A 21,409-nucleotide genomic window follows, 5' to 3' on the forward strand; every position below is an offset into this window, starting at 1 on the left:
CGCTTCACCGACCCCACCGCCTACCGCACCGCCACCACCCAACTCCCCGACGCCACCCCCCACGACGACACCCTCGCCCTCACCCTCCCCCGCGACGGCAGCCAACGCACCCTGCGCACCATCCTCGACCGCCGCGCTTCGCTCCGCGAAGACGACGCGCCGTCGCTACGCGACGGATACCTCGCGATGCTCCGCATCGCTGACTCTGCGTCACTCCGTGACGCAGACCGGCCGCTTCGCGACCGGGGCGCGGTTCGCTTCGCGATCCGCGCGTACGAGAGCCCGCTCCGCGGTCTCTCTCGACGGAGTTCGCTCCGCGAACTCCTAGGGCTGGCAGCCGAGTTGGGGTGGCGCGGGGTGGTCTGTCGTCTTAGAAGCTTGGGGCAGAGCTGAGCCCGCGGCAGTTCGGGAAGCTGGTGACGGTTCCGCGTCGCGAGCGTGTGGCGGCGGTCCGCAGGGGCCGGCCGTGGAGCCTGGCGCTGGAGGACCGGACACTGCTGGTCGCGGCCTACTGGGCACACGAACCTGACTATGCGCCAACTAGCTTTCCTTCTCAGGGAGTTGTCCTATTCTCTGAGCCGATCGGCTCCTGAAGAACAAGGGGCCGATCACCACACCCTCTCTCCCAAACCGAAACGCCGGCGGCATCAAGGCAGTAAACGACGCGAACTGCCTTGGTGCCGCCGGCGTTGTCAGGCGGCGAAACCGATGTTCGTCACGTACTCGTACTGGCCCCACTGACTGCCGAGGTCCGGCAGGACACCGGTGGTCCAGGCGTCGTCGAGGGCCTGGCTGTCACCGGCGGCCCAGGCGGCCACGATGTGGTCCCAGCGGCGGACGTTGAGATGCCGGTACTCAAGGGTGCGCCGGTGGGGTGCGGAGACCTGGGACTGGTCGAGGGGGTGGATCTCCACCCGGGTACCGCCGGAGGAGTTGAGGCGTTTCAGGAGGTGACGGGCGACGTTGTGGCGGCGCACCGTGCGGTATGCCTGCTCGACACGTTCCAGGTTGGCTTTCGACGGGTTCCGGGTCCCGGCGAGCCATGCCTTCAGTGTGCGGTCGGTGACGGTCAGCCCGGCCGCGCGGGCGGCCTTCAGTGCCCTGGGTGATGTCGTCAGGTAGCGGAGGCGTGCGAGCAGACCACGCGGGGTGGTGACAGGGGTGACGACGAAGCCGGCCAGTGCGTCCAGGCGCTGGGCGACAACTTCACTTCCCCGGACACCTCGGGCGCCGAGCCTCCCGAACTCATGATTCCGGTCCGGCATCAGGCTCCTTCTCCCGCGTCGTTCGTGCCGCAGGCAGCGTATTCGTCTTGCACGTTCACCTTGTCAGCGCTGCGGAGCAGTGCGCGGGCTCCTCGGGGTGTGGGGCGGCTGCCGTGACAGCCTCCCTCTGTTTGTCAGGGTTTACCCGCCAGCATAGGGCGGTTCCGCTTCGGTGGTGTAGGTGTCTTTGATCTTGACTTCCGTGACGCCTCGGCCCTCGGGGAAGACGCGGCGCCAGTCGCCGATGACGTGGAGTTCGTCGGTGCCCATGACGCGGATCGGGATGAGACCTTCGTCGCGGGCCTTGAGGGCTTTGAGCCAGAGGTTGGAGAAGGCCTGGGAGCGGATGATGTGCATCCAGTCCGGGCGGTACAGCTCCCTGTTGTAGTTCGACTCCCCCATGGTCGAGACGAACTTGGAGTACACCGCTTTCACGTACTCCAGGGTGACGTCGTCGCCCTGGTCGATCGCGGTGTCGCGGGCGTCCTTGAGGGCGATGCGGAACTTCTCCAGGAGGTTCTCCGTGGCGCCCGAGGTGTAGGACTCGTGGATTCGGGGGGGCTCGCACAGGGCGTAGCGGGGGCTGGAGAGGCGCAGGAGGAGGCGGAGGGTGGGCTCGGTGACCCAGAGGGGGCCGGGTTCGTCTCGTTGGCCGAGCGGGTTGGGGAGTTCCGTCTCGTGTTCCCAGGTGGGTGGGGTGATGAGGTAGACGCCCGCGCGGCGGCGGTCGTGGGTCGGGTCCGTGGAGTGTTCGAGCTGGCCGAGGGGGAGGTGGGTTTTGAGGGCGGAGAGGTAGGCGCCGTTGATGTCGAGTGCGGTGACGTGGTGCGGGCCGGCCGGCAGTTCGGGGCGAGTCCACTTCGGACGTGCTTCCCAGATCTGGTCCGAGCCTCGGGAAGTCTGCTTCTTGAGGACGTCCGGGATCCAGGGGTGGGCGATGACGTCGTAGCGGGCTCCCTTGCGTGTCTCGTTCAGGAGCCGCATGGCGTCGGGGATCGCGCGCTTGAGGAGTGCGGCGGAGGCCGCGTGGGTGTCGCCCTGGTGTTCGGTGAGGGCGGCGTGGACCGCTTGGTGGATCAGGTCGGTGGGGTCGCCGGGGGTGCGGTGAAGGACTCGGCGGGTTGGGTTGTGGGGCGGCTTCAGGGGTGGAGTGGGGGGCTGGGGGGCGGGCGCGGCCGCAGGCTGGGGAGCGGGCGGGGCGGACTGGGGGGCGGACGCGGTGGGGTGGCAGTGGGTGGGGTCCAGGTGTTGGGCGTAGCCCGCTACTCGGGTGGGAGCCGGGTGGCCGCACAGGACGCACGGTTCGGGGGTGGTGAGGTGTACTACGTCGTCATCGCCCTCGGCGTCGCGGTCCCCCTCCGCGTCGGCGGGTGGCGTCGGCTCCGCAGGGGTGGGAGCTGCGGTGGGGAGTTTGGTTGCCAGGCCGTTCAGGAGGTAGGCGTACTTCTCCCTTGTCTCCCCTGCGGGTTCGCGGCCGTTCTCCCATGCGGTCAGCGTGCTGGGGCTGACACCCAGGGCGCGCGCCATTTCCGCCTTCGACAGATGAGCCAGCTCGCGGAGCTCGCGGCGGCGCTGTGGTGCCGGAAGGGGCGTCTGGGGGCGGAGCGCCGCCAGCAAGGAGTCGATCGCTTCGAAGTTGCTCACCGCCGCACCTCCGGTTCGCCGGTGCGGCGGGTGCGCGTGAGTGCCGCGCAGGCTCGGGTGGGACCGGCGAGAAGATCGATCGCCGGCACGCCGTAATGGGCGGCCAGGACGTCGGCGTCGTGCAGGCTCCAGGGGGTGGCGCCGCTCTGGCGGCGGGAGACCTGGGCCTGGGTGAGGCCGAGGACGGAGGCGAGGACGCGTTGTGGTTCGCCCGTCGCGCGCATGAGTGCGGCAACGGTCTGCCGCAGTGACTCTTCCAGCCCGGTCTCCATGGCATCACCCTATGCAACGTGATGCGCCGTGCGCATCAGGGGTGGGGGGTGTGGCGCCAGTAGCCGGAGGCGGCGACCCGTTCGCGGGGGATGCCGCGGTCGTGCAGGAGGTGACCCCGTATCTCCCGTACCGCGTGGGCTTCGCCGTGGACGAAGGCGTGCAGGCCTTGTGGGGGCAGGTGGAGGTGGCGGACGGCGTCGGTGAGGAGGGTGCCCGCGCGGTGGCTGCCTCGGTGGAGCCAGATGACGTCGGTTTTCCCGGGGGCGTCGATGGGCTGCTCCTCGTGGGCACTGTGGACTTCGAGCAGGACCGTGGCTTTGGCGCCGCTGGGCAGGCGTTCGGCGGCGGCGGCGACGGCGGACAGGGAGGTGTCGTCTCCCATGAGGAGGTGGTGGGCGGCGCCTGGGCCGGGGCGGTAGGTTCCGCGGGGCTGGAGGTAGGGGACGGTGTCGCCGGGGCGGACGCGGCGGGCCCAGGTGGTGGCCGGGCCGTCCCGGTCGTGGAGGGCGAAATCGAGGGTGATCTCGGCGGTGCGGGGGTCGGTGTGGCGGATCGTGTAGGAGCGCATGCGGGGCCAGGATGTGCCGGGCAGTGTCGCTTTGACGTGGTCGAGGTCGAAGGGCTCGGGGTAGGTGACGTCCTCCGGGGCCAGGAGCAGACGGACGTAGGCGTCGGTGTAGGCATTCGGGCCTGTGCGGATGTCTTCGGCGGTGTCGGTGCGCAGGACCACGCGTCGTCTGCGGGGGGTGAGCTGCCCTATCCGGGTCACTCGGGCGGACCGCACCGGCGCGGACGGTGGTGGCGGCATGGGGTCTCCGGTGTCAGCGGGTGAGGATCGTGCTCGGCATGCGCAGGGCCCGGGTGAGGCGGGGCGCGGCGTCGGCAGTCACCAGCAGCTCGACGAGGCCGGTGACCTGGCCGGGGGCGTGGTCGATGAAGATGTCCTCGATGTTGACGTCCGCCGCTCCGACGTCGGTGAAGAGGCGGGCCAGTTCGCCCGGCTGGTCTCCGACGAGGACGGAGACGGTGACGTAGCTTCCCTGGGGTGCGTCGCGTTTGTGCGGGATGCGGCTGTGGCCGGCGCAGCCGCGGGTGAGGAGGCCGGTGAGGGCGTCGGCGGCGGCGTCGGTGGTGCGGTCGCCGGGCGTGAGGCCTCGGAGCGCGCGGATCGCGCGGTCGAGGTCGTCGGCCAGGTCGTCGAGGATGTCCGCGATGCTGGCCGCGTTGGCGGAGAGGATGTCAAGCCACAGCGCGGGGTCGCCTGCGGCGATGCGTGTGACGTCGCGCAGTCCTTGGCCGGCCATGCTCACTTCGCGGTCGGCGGCGTGCTCCAGGCGGGCGGCCATGAGGCTGGCGACCAGATGGGGGGTGTGGGAGACGAGGGCGACGGCCCGGTCGTGCCCTTCCGGGTCCATGACGAGCGGTACCCCGCCGCACCGGTCCACGAGGGCTCGTACGGTGTCCCAGGTGTTCTGGGAGGTGTCGGTGGTGGGCACCAGGGCCCACACCCTGCCTTCGAAGAGGTCGGGGCGTGCCGCGAGGGGGCCGGAGCGTTCGCCGCCTGCCATGGGGTGGCCGCCGAGGTAGGTGCGGGTGTCGCAGCCCAGGCGTTGGATCGCTTCGAACGCCTGGGCCTTGACGCTGCCGACGTCGGTGTAGGCCCTGGCGAGGCCGCGTCGCTGGGCGTCTTTCAGGGTGGGGGCGATGTCGGCGGGTGGTACGGCCAGGACGGCGAGGTCGACCGGGCCGGGGGGCGGGGTGGCGTGCCCGGCGCCGAGGGCGGCGGCGGTCAGGGCCGCCATCGGTTCCCGGTCGGTGAGATAGACCGTGGCGCCTCCGGCGGACAGGGACTGGGCGATCGACGTGCCGATCAGTCCCGCGCCGATCACAGCGACGGTGCGCAGCATCCTGGTGCCCCATCCTCATCTGCTCGGCGGGATCCGCCGGGCGGCCCCTTGGTCAGGCGCTCTCGGTGTCGGTCTGGTTCTCGGATCGGGTCTTCAGGTCGTGGGCGAAGAGTTCCCAGATCTCCGCGTAGCCCTGGACGAGCTCCGACATCTGGACCTTGCAGTGCGCCGGGACGCTCTCGACGATGCGTTGCCGGTCGCGGGCCACCAGGGCGGCTGCTTCGAGCATGCGGAGGGTGTGCCGTCCCACCTCGTTGAACCGCAGGGAGGGGTCGCGGCGCAGGGTGTCGAAGAGGGTGCCCAGTTCGGCTGCCGAGCGGGTCTTGGCGGGGCGCGGGGCGACGGGAGGGCGGTGGGTGGCGAGGTGGGCCGGCGGGGCGGCCTTGAGGTGGCCGCGCTGGCGGGCCGGGACGGGGTCCTCGCCGCGCATGACCCTGTCGCGTACGTCGGCGACGGTGGCCGGTGAGATGCCTGCCTGTCGGGCGATCGTGCGCAGCGAGGCGGTGGGGTTCTCCTTGATGAGGCGGCTCGCGAGTTCCCTGCCGTAGGTGGAGTCGACGGGGCGGGCGCGTCCGTCGAGTCCGATCCGGCGGGCTCCGTTGAGGAAGGTGCCGCAGGAGTTGCGGCGGATCTCGGCGGCCTTCCGGGCGGAGAGGCCCGCGACGGCGGCCACCGCGCGGTCAGACCACTCGGGGTGGGAGGCGAAGATCCGCTCGGCTGCGCCGACGCGGTCTTCGAGGCTCAGAGGGCGTCCGTGGGAGACGTTGAGGGCGATCGCGAGGAGGTCCGCGTCGGTGGAGTCGCCGTCGAAGTAGCGGACGTGAATGAGGTCCTGGCCACGGGAGCGGGCTGCCGCGAGGCGGTGCAGGCCGTCCACGACACGCATCGTGGGGCGGTGCACGAGGATCGGGGGGAGCTCGGACTCCGTGTCGGCCAGAGTACGTGCGTACTCGTGGTCGACGCCGTCGGCCCGCGGTGACGAGGAGACGTACAGGTCCTGGATGCGGGCGACTTCGACGGGGGCTTCGTTCAGGCCCTTGTCCCGTAGTGCGAGCACGTAGTCGGAACTGCTGCGCGTCGGCGGCCTTTCGATCGATTCGGCAGTCACTGCGACGACTCCTGTGGAGGTGTACGGGCATGGCGGGGTGCGCCGGGCACGGCGGGGCGCGGCCGGTGCGGGCGGTGGTGCGGAGACGTACGGTCGGTGGGCGCGACGGCGGTGGTCGTGGTGCAGCGGCGTACGGCCGGCAGAGGCGGCGGCATCGCTGGTGAGGCTGCCCGGGGCAGGAGGCACGGCCGTGGGTGCGGCACCGTCGGTGCGGTGGCGGGGCGGGCTCGGGACGGGCCGGGTGGTCCGTGAGAGCTCGGTCGCGGGGCCATGGGGGGTGCGCACCGTGGGCGTGGTGGCCGGTTCGGATGGCGCGTGAGGGGGATCGACCGAGCGGTGGGGCGCCGGTGATCGGTCGGGGTGGTGGGATCGGCGGTACGAGATCGGCGGTGCGGTGGCTCTGGGGCGGGGCGGGGTCGTTCCCGCTGTTCTGCGGGATCGTTCCTGCTGTTTACTGCCCGGCGGAGTCGTCGCCGTTGGTGGTGGTGCCCGGGTTGGGGGTGGGGTTCTGCCATCCGGAATCGTCGGTGCCCGTGGTGCCGGGGTCCGCTGTGGGCGCGGGGGTGGGATTCTGCCAGCCGGAGTCTTCGGTGCCCGTGGTGCCGTCCCCGGTGGGGGCGGGGGTGGGGCCCTGCCAGCCGGAGTCGGCCTCGGCGGCGGCCGGGGTCTCCTGCGCCACCAGGGCCGTCGGCACGGTGTCGGAGGCCCAGACGGCCTGGACGCCCAGGGCGAGGGCTCCGGCGGCGGCGGTGAGGAGGAGCTGACGGATCATCGGTTTTCCTCTGTTCTGCTCAGGACTGGCGGCGACAGGAACGAGTCTTGTCCGCGCCCCGCAGGAGCAGAAGAGGAACCGGGGTGGGCAAAGCGGCCTTGGCGCATTCAGTCCAGAGTCCGCGCGGAAAGGAACCTCTTGTTCCTTTTCCTCCGGGTGGTGGGCGGCCGGTTCAGCCGTCGTGGCCGGGGCGCATCGGGAACACCTCGGGCGACGTCAACTCCCAGGCGTGCAGGGCTGGTTCACGCGTGACGGAGCGGCGCCAGGCGTCCACGGCGACCCATTCCGCGGCTGCCGGGTCCCGTGCGTGGACGTAGACGCCGATGACCGGGCCGGGAGCGGCCCGGGGATGGAGGCTGATGTGTTCGACACGGCCGACGCCCTCCGTGGTGGGGTCGGGGGCGGCCATGAGCGCGGCGACGTATTCCGGAAGGGGGTCGCCCAAAGGGTGGGGCAGAAGCCGGACATGGACAAGAAACACAACTCAGCCCTCAGCGGACGGCGTGGGCGACAGGCCGTCCACGTAAGGCGGATCTGGATGGCCGGCGGTCGCTGTTCCGGAGGAAGTCGGCCAGCACCCGGGCCCCGAAATTCCGTCCGCCGGAAACTCGACCGCCGGGATAGTCTTGCTCAAGGCCGTCTCGAACGCGTGTCCTCGACCGGAAAGTCAGCAGCCGGGGCTCGCATCGCTCGGGACCTCGACGGGGAAGGGGACGTTCGCGTGTTGTTGACGGATCTCGGGCTCGACGCCGCCGCCGAGGTGGTCTACCGAGGCATGCTCACACACCCGGACGCCTCTCTGGCCGAACTCGGCGAGCGGCTCAGCCTGCCGGAGGGCGAAATCCGGCACGCTCTGGACAAGCTCAGCGAGCTCGCCCTGGTGAGAGCCTCCTCGGACAACCCCTGCCAGGTCCACGCGGTCAGCCCGCAACTCGGTATGGAAATCCTCCTTGCCCGTCAGCAGGCGGAACTGGCCGCCTTGCAGCAACGGGTCGAAGCGTCCCGCTCCGCCGCCGCGCGTCTCATCGCCGAGTTCACGCACGGGCAGTCCTCCCATCCGGATGAATCGGTGCAGTATCTCCGGGGTGTCGATTCCATTCGAGACTATCTCGCCACCCTGAATAACCAGGTCGAAGAGGAATTTCTCACTTTCGCTCCCGGCGGCGCCCAGACAGAGGCCAATATGCGGGCATCGCGACCGCTCAACAAGCGGCTGCTGGAACGCGGAATCAACATGCGCACGGTATACCTGGACAGCATTCGGCGCGACCAGGCCAGCGTTGAACACGCAGAATGGCTGACAAAGCACGGCGCGTATGTGCGTACCGCGCCCTCGCTGCCGAACCGGATGATCATCTGCGACCGTCGTGTCGCGATCATCGCGAACGACAGCGACGACACCGGCATCGGGGCCATCGCCATCACCCTGCCGGGGTTGATCTCGTCCCTGTGCGCGCTCTTCGAGAACGAGTGGCGCAACGCGCAGCCGTTCGGCGAGCCCACCAGGCACGAGCCCGGCGAGCTCACGCCCCAGCAGATCACCGCCCTGCAGCTGCTGGCCAAGGGTGCCACCGACGAGTCCATCGCCAAGAAGCTGGGGGTCTCGCCCCGCACCGCCCGCCGCCTGGCGACCGGCCTGCTCACGCACCTCAACGCCCGCAGCCGCTTCCAGGCCGGCGTCCACGCCGTCCAGGAGGGATATCTCCCGCCGCAGCCCCAGTGACCGGCGCGGGGTGAGAGGCGGGGGCGGCGGGCCCCCGCGCGCGGACGCGGACACGTGCGTGTTCCGCGGTGCCCGCAGTACGTTGACGCCCTGACGTTGTGACGCACCCCCGCACACGAGCAGCCCCCTCCCCTTTCGCCGCGGCGGTACCGGCCGCCGGCCAGGTGTGTGCCGCCCTGGGCGGATGTGTCGCATTCCGCTGACATTCCTTGGAGGGACACCCATGCCTGAGTACGGGAACGACGCTTCGGCCGGGACCGTCGTGGCGGAGCTCGGGCGGGCCGACGTGGACGACGCCCTGGTGAGGCTGGCCGGAAAGGTCCTGCGCACTCCGGTCGTCCGTTCCGAGCAGCTGGACGCCGCGTGCGGTGCGCGGCTGTGGCTGAAGGCCGAGAACCTGCAGCACGGCGGCTCGTTCAAGGTGCGCGGGGCGCTGCTGGCCGTCGAGCACCTGGCCGCGACGGGCAGCCGGGGTGTGGTCGCGCAGAGCACCGGGAACCACGCCATCGCCGTCGCCCTGGCCGCGCGCGCCCAGGGGCTGCCCGCCCTCATCGTCCTGCCCGACGACGCCCCGGGGACGAAGGTCCGCCGCATCCGGGAGGCCGGTGCGCACGTCACGTTCGCCGGGACGGCGCTGGCCGAACGTGTCGCTGTCGTCGCCGAGCTGCGGGAGCGGCACGGGTACGACGTCGTCGACCCCTACAACGATCCGCGGGTGGTGGCCGGTCAGGGAACCGCGACCGCCGAGCTGCTGTCGCAGACCGCCGCGCAAGGGGTGCGGCTGGACACCGTCGTGGTCCCCGTGGGAGGGGGCAGCGCGCTGGCGGGGGCCTGTCTGGCCGCCGCCGGGCACGGCGCGCGGGTCATGGGGGCAGAACCCGAGAGCGTCCCGGCGTTCACCGCGGCGCAGCGCGCCGGCGGCCCCGTGACCGTGCCCGCCCGGCACACGATCGCCGACGGGCTGCGTCCCGACCGCATCGGCGACCTTCCCTACGCCCTGGCCCGGCCGGACAGCACCCGTGTTCTGACCATCGGCGAAGGGGCCATCGCCGAGGCTCTGCAGAGCGCGCTGTGGCTGGCCCGGCTCCTCGTCGAACCCGCCGCCGCGACCGCTCTGGCGGCGGCACTCGTCCATGCCCGCGAGGCCGGCGCCGGGACCGACATCGGGGTGCTCCTGACCGGGGGGAACGTGGAGCCCGCCCTCTTCACGCGGCTTCTCGCGCACGCGACTTCCGCCGGGCGGCGCCCTGCTCGGCACACGGGTGCCGGAGCTCTCTCCGCCTGATCCGGCGGACCCGCCCGTGCGGCGGGTGCGGCGGGCGCGCCTCGGCCCGGAGCGCGGTGGTCGCGTTCCGGGCCGAGGGGGTGGAGCGTGGTGCGGGGTTACTTGCCCGCCATGGCCTCGATCAGGCTCTTGGGGCGCATGTCGGTCCAGGACTTCTCTATGTAGGCGAGGCAGTCCTCGCGGCCGGCCACGCCGTAGACCGAGGTCCAGCCGTCCGGTACGTCGACGAAGACGGGCCAGAGGGAGTGCTGTCCCTCCTCGTTCACCAGCACCTGGTACTCGGCATCGGGGTCTTCGAACGGGTTCGTCACCACATTTTCCTCTCTCGGGCGAGCAATTCTGATCACGCCTGTCACCGATCCGGGGAAACAGGAAAAGAATGTCCGAGCATCTGTGATCGAGTATTCCCCGGTCGCAGATCAGTGCGGTCCGCGGCGATCCACTATGGACTGGCGGAAGGCGCGGCAACAACAGCGGCCGGGTTGTGCGCGGTGATACACCGGAAAGGGTGTGACGCAGCCCGGCGAGGGGCGTCCAACCGCTTACCCGCGGCAGTTGGACGCGCCCCTGTGCTCCTTGAGCGAATGGCGGACAACGGGTAGACAGGAGAGCTCTGGTCATCCGAGCCCTCCCGTCACGCGAAGCGCTTGCCGTTCATATCGGTCACCCCCTCCGCGAACTGCGTCCGGTACAGCGCCGCGTACGCCCCGCCCTTGGCCAACAGCTCCTCGTGCGTGCCGCGTTCACGGATCCGTCCGGCGTCGACGACCAGGATCTGGTCCGCCTCGCGGATCGTGGACAGCCGGTGCGCGATCACCAGGGAGGTCCGGCCGGCCAGCGCCGTCTTCAGGGCCCTTTGGATCGCCGCCTCCGACTCGGAGTCGAGATGCGCGGTCGCCTCGTCGAGGACCACGATCGGGGGCGACTTCAGCAGCAGCCGGGCCAGGGCAATCCGCTGGCGTTCACCGCCGGAGAGGCGGTATCCGCGGTCGCCGACGACCGTGTCCAGGCCGTTGGGCAGCCGTGCGACGGAGTCCCAGATCAGGGCGGCCTCGCACGCCTCGACCAGTTCCGCCTCGGTGGCTTCGGGGCGGGCGTAGAGGAGGTTGGCGCGGATCGTGTCGTGAAACATGTGGGTCTCCTGGCTGACCACGCCGACCGTCTCGCTCAGCGATTGCAGCGTGACGTCCCGGACGTCGTGGCCGCCCACCCGGACCGCCCCCGTCGTCGCCTCGTAGAGCCGGGGGACGAGCTGGGTGATGGTGGTCTTACCGGCACCGGACGGGCCGACGAGCGCCGTCAGCTTTCCCGCCGGGGCGGTGAAGCTCAGCTCCTTGAGGATCCACGCGCTGTCCCGCCGGTCCTCCTCCTGGAGCGCGATCGGCTCCAGGGAGGCGAGGGAGACGTCCTCGGCGCTCGGATAGCGGAACGACACGTGGTCGAACTCGATCTCCGCGCCGATGTGCCGGGCGTCGGCCGGCCCACCGCCGCCGGGAAGGACGTGCGCGTCCGGCTTCTGGTCGACCAGCGGTTTCAGGTCCAGGACCTCGAAGATGCGGTCGAAGCTGACCAGCACCGTGAGGACCTGGATCTGGAGGTTCGACAGCTGGTTGATCGGCCCGTACATCCGGAACAGCAGCGTCACCATCGCCACCAGGGTGCCGATCTGCAGCGCGCCGCTGATCACGAGGCTGCCGCCGAACCCGTACACGATCGCCGTCGTGAGCGAGGTCAGGACGGTGACCACGATGAAGAACATCCGGCCGTGCACCACGTTGAGCGCGGTGATGTCGCGTACGCGGCCGGCCTTCTCCTCGAAGAGCGCCGCCTCGGACTCCGGCCGCCCGTACAGCTTGGCGAGTTCCGCGCCGGAGACGTTGAAGCGCTCGTTCATCAGCGAGCCCATCTCGGCGTCGAGCGTCATCCGCTCCCGGGTGATCTTCTGCAGCTTCCGTCCGATGATGCGGGCGGGGAAGAGGAACGCGGGCACCATCGCCAGCGCGACCAGCGTGATCTCCCAGGACAGGTAGATCATCGTGCTGATGACGATGACCAGCGTGAGCAGTCCCGACACCGCCTGCGTCAGCAGGGACGTGATCGCCTGCCGTGTGCCCACGATGTCGGTGTTCAGCCGGCTGACCAGCGCGCCCGTCTGCACCCGCGAGAAGAACGCGAGCGGCTGACGCTGCACGTGCTCGAAGACCTCCGTCCGCAGGTCGTAGACCAGGCCCTCGCCGATCTTGCCCGAGCAGCGCGCCTCGACGTACAGGACGAACGATTCCAGCAGGGCGAGCAGCACGATGCCGAAGGCCAGCATCAGGACGACCCCGAACCGCTGGGGAAGGATCCCGTCGTCGATCATCAGCTTGAGCATGAGCGGACTCGCGGCGGTGATCGCACCGCACGTCACACTCGCGAGAATCAGGACAGCGAGCTGGCCGCGGTAGCGCACCAGATAGGGGAGGATACGCCGCAACGTACCCGGGTCTATCTTCTGGCGGGTCTTTTCCTTCCCGCCAAAAGAATTTCCGGAATTGAGATTCGGGCCGCCTATGAGAGCCATAGAGGACACTCCTTGCCTGTGGGTGAAAGAGACCTTTCAGTCCGGTGGTCGTTCGGTCCGGTGGATGCGCGCCGCAGAACGCGGCGGAGGCGGCCGGGGCGGGCCACGTGAGGTGGTGGTGCGACGTTCTCCACCGGCACCGGCCCGCCACGAGGCGTTGAGGCCACACCGGGCGCGGGGGGAGGCGGTGGGGTCCCTCCGGGCCGCCGGCCGGCGGCGCGGCCTGCCGGGCGTGCCCGCGTTTCGGCTGTTCGGGGCCGCCCCTGATGTCGGAGATCTGCTCGTAGTCCGGCTCGAAGGCCAGGAGAATTCCTGTGGCCGTCATGATCGGCATGTCGGGTCATCGCTTTCTGCCGCCAAGGGCCCTGCGGTCCGCCCTTGTCGAGGTCGGCCGCGCGGATTCGAGCGGCCTCGGGCTCGGCCGTCCGTCAGCCCTGGTCGCGCGTGTCGCGCGCGGTGTCGTGGATCAGGTCCTGGGCGTAGAAGCCCTTCAGGCGCGCAAGGAGGCCGCGCCGGCCCGCCCGGGCCGCGGACGCCGGGCGCGGGCCCGGGTCGAGGGCGTCGAGCATCGCCTGGCGCCGCAGCTCGGAGACCGCGATGACGTCGACTCCCGGGTTGTCCAGGGGCAGGGAGCGGGCGGCGGCGGGGTGCGCGGGAGCCACCGGCTGGAGGGAGTGGGCGGAGGCGGAGGCGGACGCCTGTGGTGTGCCGGTGCCGTCGGGGGTCGTCCGGGTCCGGGAACCGTCCATGGGCTCGGGAGCGGACACGGCCGAGGCGGGATTCACGATAGACATGGATGAGTCACTTTCTGGTCGTATATCCGGCTGATATAGGTATGGCTGGAGGTTGCAGCTTTTTGCGGGTTATTTCGCCCGGACGTGGTGCGCGTGTCCCAGGCACCCACGGTCGAGGGCCGTTCCCCGGGGCCTCCGGTCGAGGGCCCCGGGTCAGGGCCCCCGGTGGGGACCCCGACGGGTCACGGGCGGGAGGCCAGCCAGGCCGAGACCGTCTTCCAGATCTCCGCCAGCGTCTCGGGCCTGGCCATCTCGTAGTGCGTGCAGTCGACCTGGCCCTGCGTGATCTCGCCCGTGATGTAGGGCGTCCAGCGCTCGGCGGGCATCTCGCCGGGCGGCATGCTCTGTTCGGCCACGATCAGCAGGGCGTCCCCGTCGAACCGGCCGTGCTCGTGTCCGGTCCGGATCGTGCGGTGGTTCTGCAGGATGCGGGCGAAGGTCCGGTACTCCTCCTCCGTCGCCGCGCCCAGAGCGCCGCCGGCCTCCCTGCGGACGACCTCGATGAGCCGGTCGACCTTCGCTTCGAGGTCGACCTCGGTCTCCTCCACGGTGTCGACGGCCTCGCCGTCCTCGCCACGGCTCCACGGGTACTGGTCGAGGATCACCAGGGCCGAGATCTCCTGGCCCGCGGCCCGCAACTGCACGGCCATCTCGTGGGCGACCGCGCCGCCGTAGGACCAGCCGAGCAGCCGGTAGGGCCCGCTCGGCCGCACCGAACGGATCTGCTCGACGTAGTCCGCCGCCATCTCCGTGATGGACCGCGCCGGTTCGCTCGTGCCGTCCAGGCCCCGTGCCTGCAGCCCGCACAGCGGGATGTCGGCCTCGACGTGGCGTGCCATCGGCATGTAGCACCAGCTGAGGCCGCCGGCGGGGTGGACGAAGAAGAACGGGGGCTGTTCGCCCTGTTCCCTGATCGGCAGCAGCACACCGAGCGCGTCGCGGATCGAGGACAGGCTCATCCCCTTCATCAGCCCCGCCACGCTCGGCGCGGCGAACAGGTCGCGCACGGCGATCGACACACCGCGTTCGCGCAGCGCCTCGACCAGCCGGACCGCGAGCAGCGAGTGGCCGCCGAGGGCGAAGAAGTCGTCGTCGACACCGACCTCGGGAACCCCGAGGACCTCGGCGAACGCCTCGCACATGCCGTCCTCGAAGGAGGTCACCGCCCAGTTGGCGGTCTCCTCCCCCGCCGTCGCCTCGGGCACCGGCAGCGCCTTGCGGTCCAGCTTGCCGTTGGGCATCAGCGGCAGCCGGCCGATGGCCACCACCGCGGACGGCACCATGTAGCCGGGCAGCCGGTCCTGGGCGAGCGCCCGGACCTCGCGGACCAGCCTCTCGGCCGCCTCGCCGTCCTCCTCGCCGTCCGGCGCGGCGGCGGCGCCGGGGACCACGTACGCCACCAGGCGCTGGTCCCCCGGAGTGTCCTCGCGGACCAGGGCGACGGCCTGGCCGACCGCCGGGTGCGAGGCCAGCAGCGCCTCGATCTCGCCGAGTTCGACGCGGAACCCGCGGATCTTCACCTGGTCGTCGGCCCGGCCCACGTACCGCAGATCCCCTTCGGGCGTCCAGCGGACCACGTCACCCGTGCGGTACAGCCGCTCGCCGGCGCCGCCGAACGGGCTCGCGACGAACCGGCCCGAGGTCAGGCCCGGACGGCCCAGGTAGCCCCGGGCGACGCTGTGGCCGCCGATGTACAGCTCGCCCGCCACACCCGGCGGGACGGGAGCGAGCCCCGCGTCGAGCACGTACACCTGGGTGTTGCCGATCGGACCGCCGATCGAGGTGGCGTCGGCGTCCGGTCCGGACAGCTCCTTCGCGGTCGACCAGACGGTCGTCTCGGTCGGGCCGTAGAGGTTGGTCAGGGTGGGTGTCCTGTCCAGGATCGTGCGCGCCAGGTCCGCCGGGAGCGCCTCGGCGCCGATCATGGCCCGCACGCCGGTCCAGTCGACCGGGTCGTCCGCGTCCGCGATCAGGCCGCGCCACAGGCTCGGCGTCGCGTGCACGACGGTCGCGCCGGCCGTGCGGATCAGGGAGCGCAGCGCCCACGGGTCGAGGACCTGCTCCTGCGAGGCCAGCACCATGCGCGCGCCGTTGAGGAGCGGCAGGTAGAACTCGAAGCCCGCCATGTCGCAGCCGTGCGTGCTGACCGCGAGGAGCCGGTCTTCCTCGGTGAGCGTGAACCGGTCCTGCATCGCGCCGAGGAAGTTCACGATCGCCCGGTGCTCGACCAGGACGCCCTTCGGACGGCCCGTCGAACCCGAGGTGTAGATGACCCACATCGGGTGTGCGGGGCGCAGTGCCGTCGTGCGGTCGTCGTCGGCGAGCGGCCCGTCCGGCAGGCCCGTGAGCAGGCCGGCGGTCTCGGGGCCGTTGAGCACGATCACGGGTACGCGCGGCCGGTGTTCCGGCGCGGCCGGACGGGCGTCGAGGTCCTCGGAGGTCAGCACGCACACGGCGCGGGAGTCGTCGATGACGTACGCGATGCGGTCGGCCGGGTAGGCCGGGTCGATCGGCAGGTACGCCGCCCCCGACTTGATCACGCCCAGCAGCGCCACCACCAGGTCGACGGTGCGCTCGAAGACCGCCGCCACGACCGTCTCCGGGCCGATGCCCCGGCCCGCCAGGAGGCGCGCGAGCCGGTTGGCGCGGGCGTCGAGCTGCGCGTAGGTCAGCTGCTCGTCGCCGTGGACCAGGGCGATCGCGTCCGGCGTACGGGCCACCTGCGCCTCGAACAGTTCGACGACGGTCGCGTCCGGCACCTCGGCGCCGGTCGCGTTCCAGTCGACGAGCATCCGCGTCCGCTCGGGCTCGTCCAGGACGTCCACCTCGCCGAGACGGATCCCGGGATCGGCCGCCAGCGCCGCCAGGACCCGGCCCAGTCGCTCGGTGATCCGCAGAACCGACTCCGGGTCGAACAGATCGGCCGCGGCGACGAGCGAGCCACGCATACCGGCGGGCGTGCCGTCGGCGTCGTAGAGCTCGGCGACGCTCACGTCGAGGTCGAACTTCACGACCGCGTCGGTGGTCACGCCGTTGTCGGAGCCGTCTGCGGTGAGGGTCGTGGGGGCGGTGGGGGCGGTGGGAGTGGGGGCGCTGGGAGCCCCGCGGCGGGCGTCGACGCCCTCCAGGTCGAGGATCGCGCGCTCGTTGTTCTGCAGCAGCAGCATCACCTGGAACAGCGGGTGGCGGGCCATCGACCGGGCCGGTGCCAGCTCCTCCACCAGCCGCTCGAACGGCACGTCCGGGTGCGCGAACGCGCCCAGACCGGCCTCCCTCACCCGTCCCAGCACCTCACGGAGCGTCGGGTCCCCCGACAGGTCGGTGCGCAGGACGAACGTGTTCACGAAGTAGCCGACGAGGTCGTCCAGGGCCTCGTCCGTACGGCCGGCGATCGCCGAACCGATCGGGACGTCCGTGCCCGCGCCGATCCGGGACAGCAGCACGGAGAGGGCACCGTGCAGCACCATGAACATCGTGACGCCCTCGGCCCGCGCCAGCGCGGCGAGACGGGCGTGGACGTCCGCCGGGATCTCCAGCGGCACCCGGTGGCCCCGGTGCGAGGCGACCGGCGGTCGCGTCCGGTCGAACGGCAGCTCCAGCTCCTCCGGCACCCCCGCCAGCGTCTCCCGCCAGTAGGCGACCTGCTGCGAGATCAGGCTCTGCGGGTCCTGGCTGTCGCCGAGGACTTCGCGCTGCCACAGCGCGAAGTCGGCGTACTGGACCGGCAACGGCTGCCACTGCGGGGCGCGCCCGCTGCGGCGCGCCTCGTACGCCGTCGCCACGTCACGGGCCAGCGGCGCCCACGACCAGCCGTCACCCGCGATGTGGTGCACCACGACGACGAGGACGTGCTCCTCGGGGCCGGCCCTGAAAAGCCAGGCGCGGACCGGGAGTTCGGTGGAGAGGTCGAAGGTGTACGCCTTCGCGCCGGCGACGGCGGCAGGCAGCTCCTCCGGGGCGACGTCGGTGACGGTCAGCTCCCAGTCGAGGTCGTCGGCGGCGACGATCCGCTGGTACGGCTCGCCGTCCGCCACCTCGAAGACCGTGCGCAGCACCTCGTGACGCGCGAGCACGTCCCGGAAGGCCGCGCCCATCGCCCCGGCGTCCACCGCCCCGGCGAGCCGGGTGGCCACCGGGATGTTGTAGGTCGGGCTCGGCCCGTCCATCTGGTTGATGATCCACAGGCGGCGCTGCCCGTACGAGAGCGGAAGCCGCTCGGGGCGCTCCCTCGCGGTCAGCGCGGCGCGCGCGGTACGGGCGCCGGTCAGGCGCTCGGCGAGGCCCGCGACCGTCGGGGCCTCGAACAGCGCCCGGATCTCGACCTCGACGCCGAGGACGGAGCGGATGCGGCTGACGAGGCGGACGGCGAGAAGGGAATGGCCGCCGAGCTCGAAGAAGTCGTCGTCCACACCCACTTCGGGAAGTCCGAGGACCTCCGCGAAGGCCAGGCACAGGATCTCCTCCTGAAGCGACGCCGCCCGCCTGCCACCCGAAGCCAGCGACGAGGAGTAGTCCGGTGCCGGCAGAGCCTTCCGCTCAAGCTTGCCGTTCCCGGCCAGCGGCAGCGCCTCCAGGACGACGACCGCCGACGGAACCATGTGCTCCGGCAACCGCTGCGCCGCGAACTCCCGCAGCGCGGGGGCAAGGTGGGCCTTCTCCTGCGGCTCCAGATCATCGGCCACGACGTAGGCGACGAGCCTGCGGTCCCCCGGAGCGTCCTCACGGGCAACGACGGCAGCCTGATCGACCAGCGGATGGCCCGCCAGAACACCCTGCACCTCGCCGGGTTCGATGCGGTAGCCCCGGATCTTCACCTGGTCGTCGGCACGGCCCAGGAAGACCACCTGACCGTCCTGCGTCCACTTCGCACGGTCACCCGTGCGATACATCCGCTGGCCGCTCTCGTACGGGTTGGCGACAAACCGCTCAGCGGTGAGGGCTTCGCGGCCCACATATCCACGCGCCAGTCCGGCACCGGACACATACAGCTCACCGGCGGCGCCCGGCACGACCAGGTTCAGGCGGTCGTCCAGGATGTAGAAGCGGGTGTTGGCGATCGGCGTGCCGACCGGGACCGACCCGCCCGCGATCCCCTCGGCCGTCAGCCGCGTGGTCGCAATGCCGATCGTCGTCTCGGTCGGGCCGTAATGGTTGTGGACCTCCCGCTCACCCGCAGCCCCGAGAAGGGCGGTGGCCAGAGCGGGCGGGGTGGACTCTCCGCCCAGGACAACGGAGCGCCTGGGCAGTACGCCCTCGATGCCGGACGTGGTCAGGGCGGCCAGGTGCGAGGGGACGATCTTGAAGTGGTCGATCTCGTGCTCGGCCAGATAAGCGGCGACCCGTTCCGGGTCGGTGACCGCTGCCTCGTCAAGGATGTGGAGTTCGCCGCCGGTGGTGAGGCTCGCGAAGACCACCGTGTTGCCGAGATCAGTGGCCTGCGCCTGGAGCAGCGCGTACCGGGCGCCTTCGCCCGCGAAGCCCAGGCGGTCGGGGACCGAGGCCGTGTAGTTGGCCAGGCCGCCGTGGGTGACCGCGACACCCTTGGGCCGGCCCGTCGAACCCGACGTATAGATCACATACGCCAGGGACTGCGGATCGACCTCACGATCAGGGCGCTCCGCGGACGCGGCGGCAAGCTGCATCTCCACGAACGTGTCATCGATCGCCACCAGCCGCGAACGACCGGCGGGCAGCTCGTCCAGAATCTCCTCCGTCGTCAGAGCCAGCGCGGCACGGCTGTCACGGAGCATGAACGCGATCCGGTCCGTCGGCTGCCCCGGATCAATCGGCAGATAACCCGCCCCCGCCTTCCACACGCCCAGGATCGCCGCGATCACGTCCACACCACGCGGCAGGCACAGACCCACCACCGACTCCGGACCAATGCCCTGACCCATCAGATAATGCGCGAGACGATTGGCCCGAGCATCCAGCTCGGCGTACGTGAAGTCCGCACCGTCGGCGGTCAGCGCCACCGCACCGGGCACCCGGTCCACCACCCGCTCGAACCCCTCATGAACCAGGACCGACCGACCATCACACGCCGTGTCGTTCCAACCCGTCAGGACCCGGTGCCGGGCCACCTCGTCGAGCACCGGGACGCTGCTGAGGCGGGTCTGCGGGCTGTCGCCGAGGAGGTCGAGCACGCGCACCCAGGCGCCGGCGATCCGGTCGGCCCACTCCGGGTCGAACAGGTCGGCGGCCACGGTGACCGAGCCGCGCAGACCGGCCGGGACGCCCTCGGCGTCGTACGTCTCGCCGACCATCACGTCCAGGTCGAACTTCGCCGCCCTGGTACCGGTCGACATGCCGCCGGTCCAGACGACGGGCGCGGCCGAGGAGTCCAGGCCGGCGCTGACGGTGTTCTGCTTCGTCAGGACGACCTGGAAGAGCGGGTGCCGGGCCATGGAACGGGCCGGCGCCAACTCCTCCACCAGCCGCTCGAACGGCACGTCCTGGTGGGCGAAGCCGGACAGGCCCGCCTCCCGTACCCGGGCCAGCAGCTCGGTGAAGGCGGGGTCGCCCGACAGGTCCGCACGCAGCACCTGGGTGTTGACGAAGCAACCGATCAGGTCGTCCAGGGCCTCGTCACCTCGTCCGGCGTGGGCCGAGCCGATCGGGATGTCGGTGCCCGCGCCCAGCTTGGAGAGCAGGATGGCCAGGGCCGCCTGCAACACCATGAACACGGTCACGCCCTCGGAGCGGGCGAGCTGCGCCAGTCGTACGTGCACCTCGGCCGGAACGTCGAGCGGGACGCTGTGGCCCAGGTGGGACGCGACCGTGGGTCGGGAACGGTCGAAGGGCAGCTCCAGCTCCTCGGGGGAGCCCGCCAGCGTCTCGCGCCAGTACGCGAGCTGCCGGGCGATGACGCTGTCCGGGTCGGCCTCGTCGCCGAGCAGTTCGCGCTGCCACAGCGCGTAGTCCGCGTACTGCACCGGCAGCGGCTCCCACTGGGGTGCCTGACCGGCGCTTCGTGCCGCGTAGGCGGCGGAGAAGTCCCGGGCCAGCGGCGCCCGCGACCAGCCGTCACTGGCGATGTGGTGCACGAGGACGACGAGGACGCGCTCGCCCGCACCGGCCTCGAAGAGGGTGGCCCGGATCGGCACCTCGACGGAGAGATCGAAGGCGTACCGCGCGGCTGCGGTGACCGCGTCCTCCAGCTCCGCCCGGCCGACCTCGACGACGTCCAGCTCCCAGTCGAGCTCGTCGAGCGCGAGGACCCGCTGGTACGGCTGCCCGTCCGCGACGCCGAAGACGGTCCGCAGGACCTCGTGGCGGCCGATCACGTCCCGCAGGGCCGCGTGCAGCACCTGGTGATCGGCATCGCCCGTCAGGCGCAGGGCGATCGGGCTGTTGTAGGTGGCGCTGGGGCCTTCCAGCTGGCTGATGAACCACAGGCGCTGCTGGGCGAAGGAGAGCGGCACTCTGTCCGGGCGGTGTCCGGCGGTCAGGGCGAGTCTGGCCTGTCCGGCGTCCTCCAGGCCGGCCGCGAGACCGGCGACCGTCGGCGTGTCGAACAGGGCGCGGAGCGGGACCTCGACGCCGAGGACCGTACGGACCCGGCTGATCAGACGGACAGCGAGAAGGGAGTGACCGCCGAGGGCGAAGAAGTCGTCATCCACCCCGACTTCGGGCAGCCCCAGGACCTGGGCGAAGACCCCGCACAGAAGCTCCTCGCGGAGCGTCGCCGGACCACGGCCGGCGGTCCCCGTCGCGAACGCGGGGGCGGGGAGTGCCTTGCGGTCGAGCTTGCCGTTGACGTTCAGCGGCAGGGCGTCGAGGAGCACGATCGCCGAGGGGACCATGTAGGACGGCAGGCGGTCCCCGGCCAGAGCGGTCAGGATCCGCGGCAGTTCATCGGCCACCCCGTCCTCGGCCGGCACGACGTAGGCGACCAGTCGCTTGTCTCCGGGCACGTCCTCGCGGGCCACGACCACGGCCTGGGCGACCAGCGGGTGTCCGGCCAGGACGGACTGGACCTCTCCGAGTTCGATGCGGAAGCCCCGGATCTTGACCTGCTCGTCCGCACGGCCGAGGTACTCGATCTGACCGTCCACGGACCACCGGACCACATC

The 21,409-nt window shown here is 71.2% G+C and carries 14 protein-coding genes and 2 pseudogenes; 4 read left to right on the plus strand and 12 right to left on the minus strand.

The annotated features are described in order from the left end of the window. Nucleotides 1-393, plus strand: a pseudogene (locus ACWCXC_RS36615) (hypothetical protein); the annotation flags it as partial. Further along, nucleotides 390-588: pseudogene (locus ACWCXC_RS36620) on the plus strand (IS5/IS1182 family transposase); the annotation flags it as partial. The pseudogenes ACWCXC_RS36615 and ACWCXC_RS36620, both read left to right, overlap by 4 nt. 104 nt (nucleotides 589-692) lie before the next feature. Here the strand turns inward: ACWCXC_RS36620 and ACWCXC_RS36625 are convergent. The 8 genes from ACWCXC_RS36625 to ACWCXC_RS36660 form a co-directional block, all read right to left on the minus strand. Next, complete coding sequence (locus ACWCXC_RS36625; protein ID WP_450891736.1) at nucleotides 693-1,265, minus strand: transcriptional regulator; 573 nt, start codon at nucleotides 1,263-1,265, stop codon at nucleotides 693-695. A 141-nt stretch (nucleotides 1,266-1,406) separates the two neighbouring features. Continuing rightward, on the minus strand, nucleotides 1,407-2,909 hold the full coding sequence (locus ACWCXC_RS36630) for a helix-turn-helix domain-containing protein (protein WP_450891737.1): 1,503 nt from the start codon (nucleotides 2,907-2,909) through the stop codon (nucleotides 1,407-1,409). Then, nucleotides 2,906-3,181 (minus strand): helix-turn-helix domain-containing protein, encoded by a 276-nt coding sequence (locus ACWCXC_RS36635; RefSeq protein WP_450685608.1) that lies wholly within the window; start codon nucleotides 3,179-3,181, stop codon nucleotides 2,906-2,908. Before ACWCXC_RS36635 ends, ACWCXC_RS36630 begins: the two co-directional genes overlap by 4 nt. A 35-nt stretch (nucleotides 3,182-3,216) precedes the next feature. Next, nucleotides 3,217-3,966: a siderophore-interacting protein gene (locus ACWCXC_RS36640; protein ID WP_450891738.1), complete on the minus strand. Its 750-nt coding sequence runs from the start codon at nucleotides 3,964-3,966 to the stop codon at nucleotides 3,217-3,219. 37 nt (nucleotides 3,967-4,003) lie between these two features. Next, nucleotides 4,004-5,086 carry a prephenate dehydrogenase gene (locus ACWCXC_RS36645; protein WP_450891744.1) on the minus strand — a complete coding sequence of 361 codons (1,083 nt, stop codon included), beginning with the start codon at nucleotides 5,084-5,086 and terminating at the stop codon, nucleotides 4,004-4,006. 55 nt (nucleotides 5,087-5,141) lie between these two features. Then, nucleotides 5,142-6,197, minus strand: coding sequence for a ParB/RepB/Spo0J family partition protein (locus tag ACWCXC_RS36650; protein ID WP_450891739.1), 1,056 nt, complete (start codon nucleotides 6,195-6,197; stop codon nucleotides 5,142-5,144). Nucleotides 6,198-6,648: 451 nt separating this feature from the next. Continuing rightward, nucleotides 6,649-6,969 (minus strand): hypothetical protein, encoded by a 321-nt coding sequence (locus tag ACWCXC_RS36655; protein ID WP_450685611.1) that lies wholly within the window; start codon nucleotides 6,967-6,969, stop codon nucleotides 6,649-6,651. A 172-nt stretch (nucleotides 6,970-7,141) separates the two neighbouring features. Continuing rightward, nucleotides 7,142-7,414 carry a hypothetical protein gene (locus tag ACWCXC_RS36660; protein ID WP_450891740.1) on the minus strand — a complete coding sequence of 91 codons (273 nt, stop codon included), beginning with the start codon at nucleotides 7,412-7,414 and terminating at the stop codon, nucleotides 7,142-7,144. A 276-nt stretch (nucleotides 7,415-7,690) separates the two neighbouring features. On the opposite strand from ACWCXC_RS36660, the gene ACWCXC_RS36665 reads away from it, so the two are divergent. Then, complete coding sequence (locus ACWCXC_RS36665) at nucleotides 7,691-8,692, plus strand: LuxR C-terminal-related transcriptional regulator (protein ID WP_450685613.1); 1,002 nt, start codon at nucleotides 7,691-7,693, stop codon at nucleotides 8,690-8,692. Between the two features lie 223 nt (nucleotides 8,693-8,915). Further along, a complete protein-coding gene (locus ACWCXC_RS36670) occupies nucleotides 8,916-9,977 on the plus strand; it encodes a threonine ammonia-lyase (protein WP_450891741.1) in 1,062 nt (353 codons plus the stop codon). 98 nt (nucleotides 9,978-10,075) lie between these two features. Here the strand turns inward: ACWCXC_RS36670 and ACWCXC_RS36675 are convergent, their stop codons facing one another. From ACWCXC_RS36675 to ACWCXC_RS36690, 4 genes are all read right to left on the minus strand, one after another. Continuing rightward, nucleotides 10,076-10,288 carry an MbtH family protein gene (locus ACWCXC_RS36675; protein ID WP_450685615.1) on the minus strand — a complete coding sequence of 71 codons (213 nt, stop codon included), beginning with the start codon at nucleotides 10,286-10,288 and terminating at the stop codon, nucleotides 10,076-10,078. Nucleotides 10,289-10,611: 323 nt separating this feature from the next. After that, nucleotides 10,612-12,453, minus strand: coding sequence for an ABC transporter ATP-binding protein (locus ACWCXC_RS36680; protein ID WP_450685616.1), 1,842 nt, complete (start codon nucleotides 12,451-12,453; stop codon nucleotides 10,612-10,614). Between the two features lie 515 nt (nucleotides 12,454-12,968). Next, on the minus strand, nucleotides 12,969-13,334 hold the full coding sequence (locus ACWCXC_RS36685; protein ID WP_450891742.1) for a hypothetical protein: 366 nt from the start codon (nucleotides 13,332-13,334) through the stop codon (nucleotides 12,969-12,971). 182 nt (nucleotides 13,335-13,516) lie between these two features. Continuing rightward, nucleotides 13,517-21,409: amino acid adenylation domain-containing protein (locus tag ACWCXC_RS36690; RefSeq protein ID WP_450891743.1), on the minus strand; the 7,893-nt coding region annotated here is incomplete at its 5' end.

The sequence above is a fragment of the Streptomyces sp. NPDC001515 genome, assembly GCF_053597115.1.

Excerpts from the sequence above, each read along its gene's own strand:
- ACWCXC_RS36625 (WP_450891736.1), bottom strand. The coding sequence starts at position 1,265 with ATGCCGGACCGGAATCATGAGTTCGGGAGGCTCGGCGCCCGAGGTGTC.
- ACWCXC_RS36685 (WP_450891742.1), bottom strand. The coding sequence starts at position 13,334 with ATGTCTATCGTGAATCCCGCCTCGGCCGTGTCCGCTCCCGAGCCCATG.
- ACWCXC_RS36655 (WP_450685611.1), bottom strand. The coding sequence starts at position 6,969 with ATGATCCGTCAGCTCCTCCTCACCGCCGCCGCCGGAGCCCTCGCCCTG.
- ACWCXC_RS36670 (WP_450891741.1), top strand. The coding sequence starts at position 8,916 with ATGCCTGAGTACGGGAACGACGCTTCGGCCGGGACCGTCGTGGCGGAG.
- ACWCXC_RS36635 (WP_450685608.1), bottom strand. The coding sequence starts at position 3,181 with ATGGAGACCGGGCTGGAAGAGTCACTGCGGCAGACCGTTGCCGCACTC.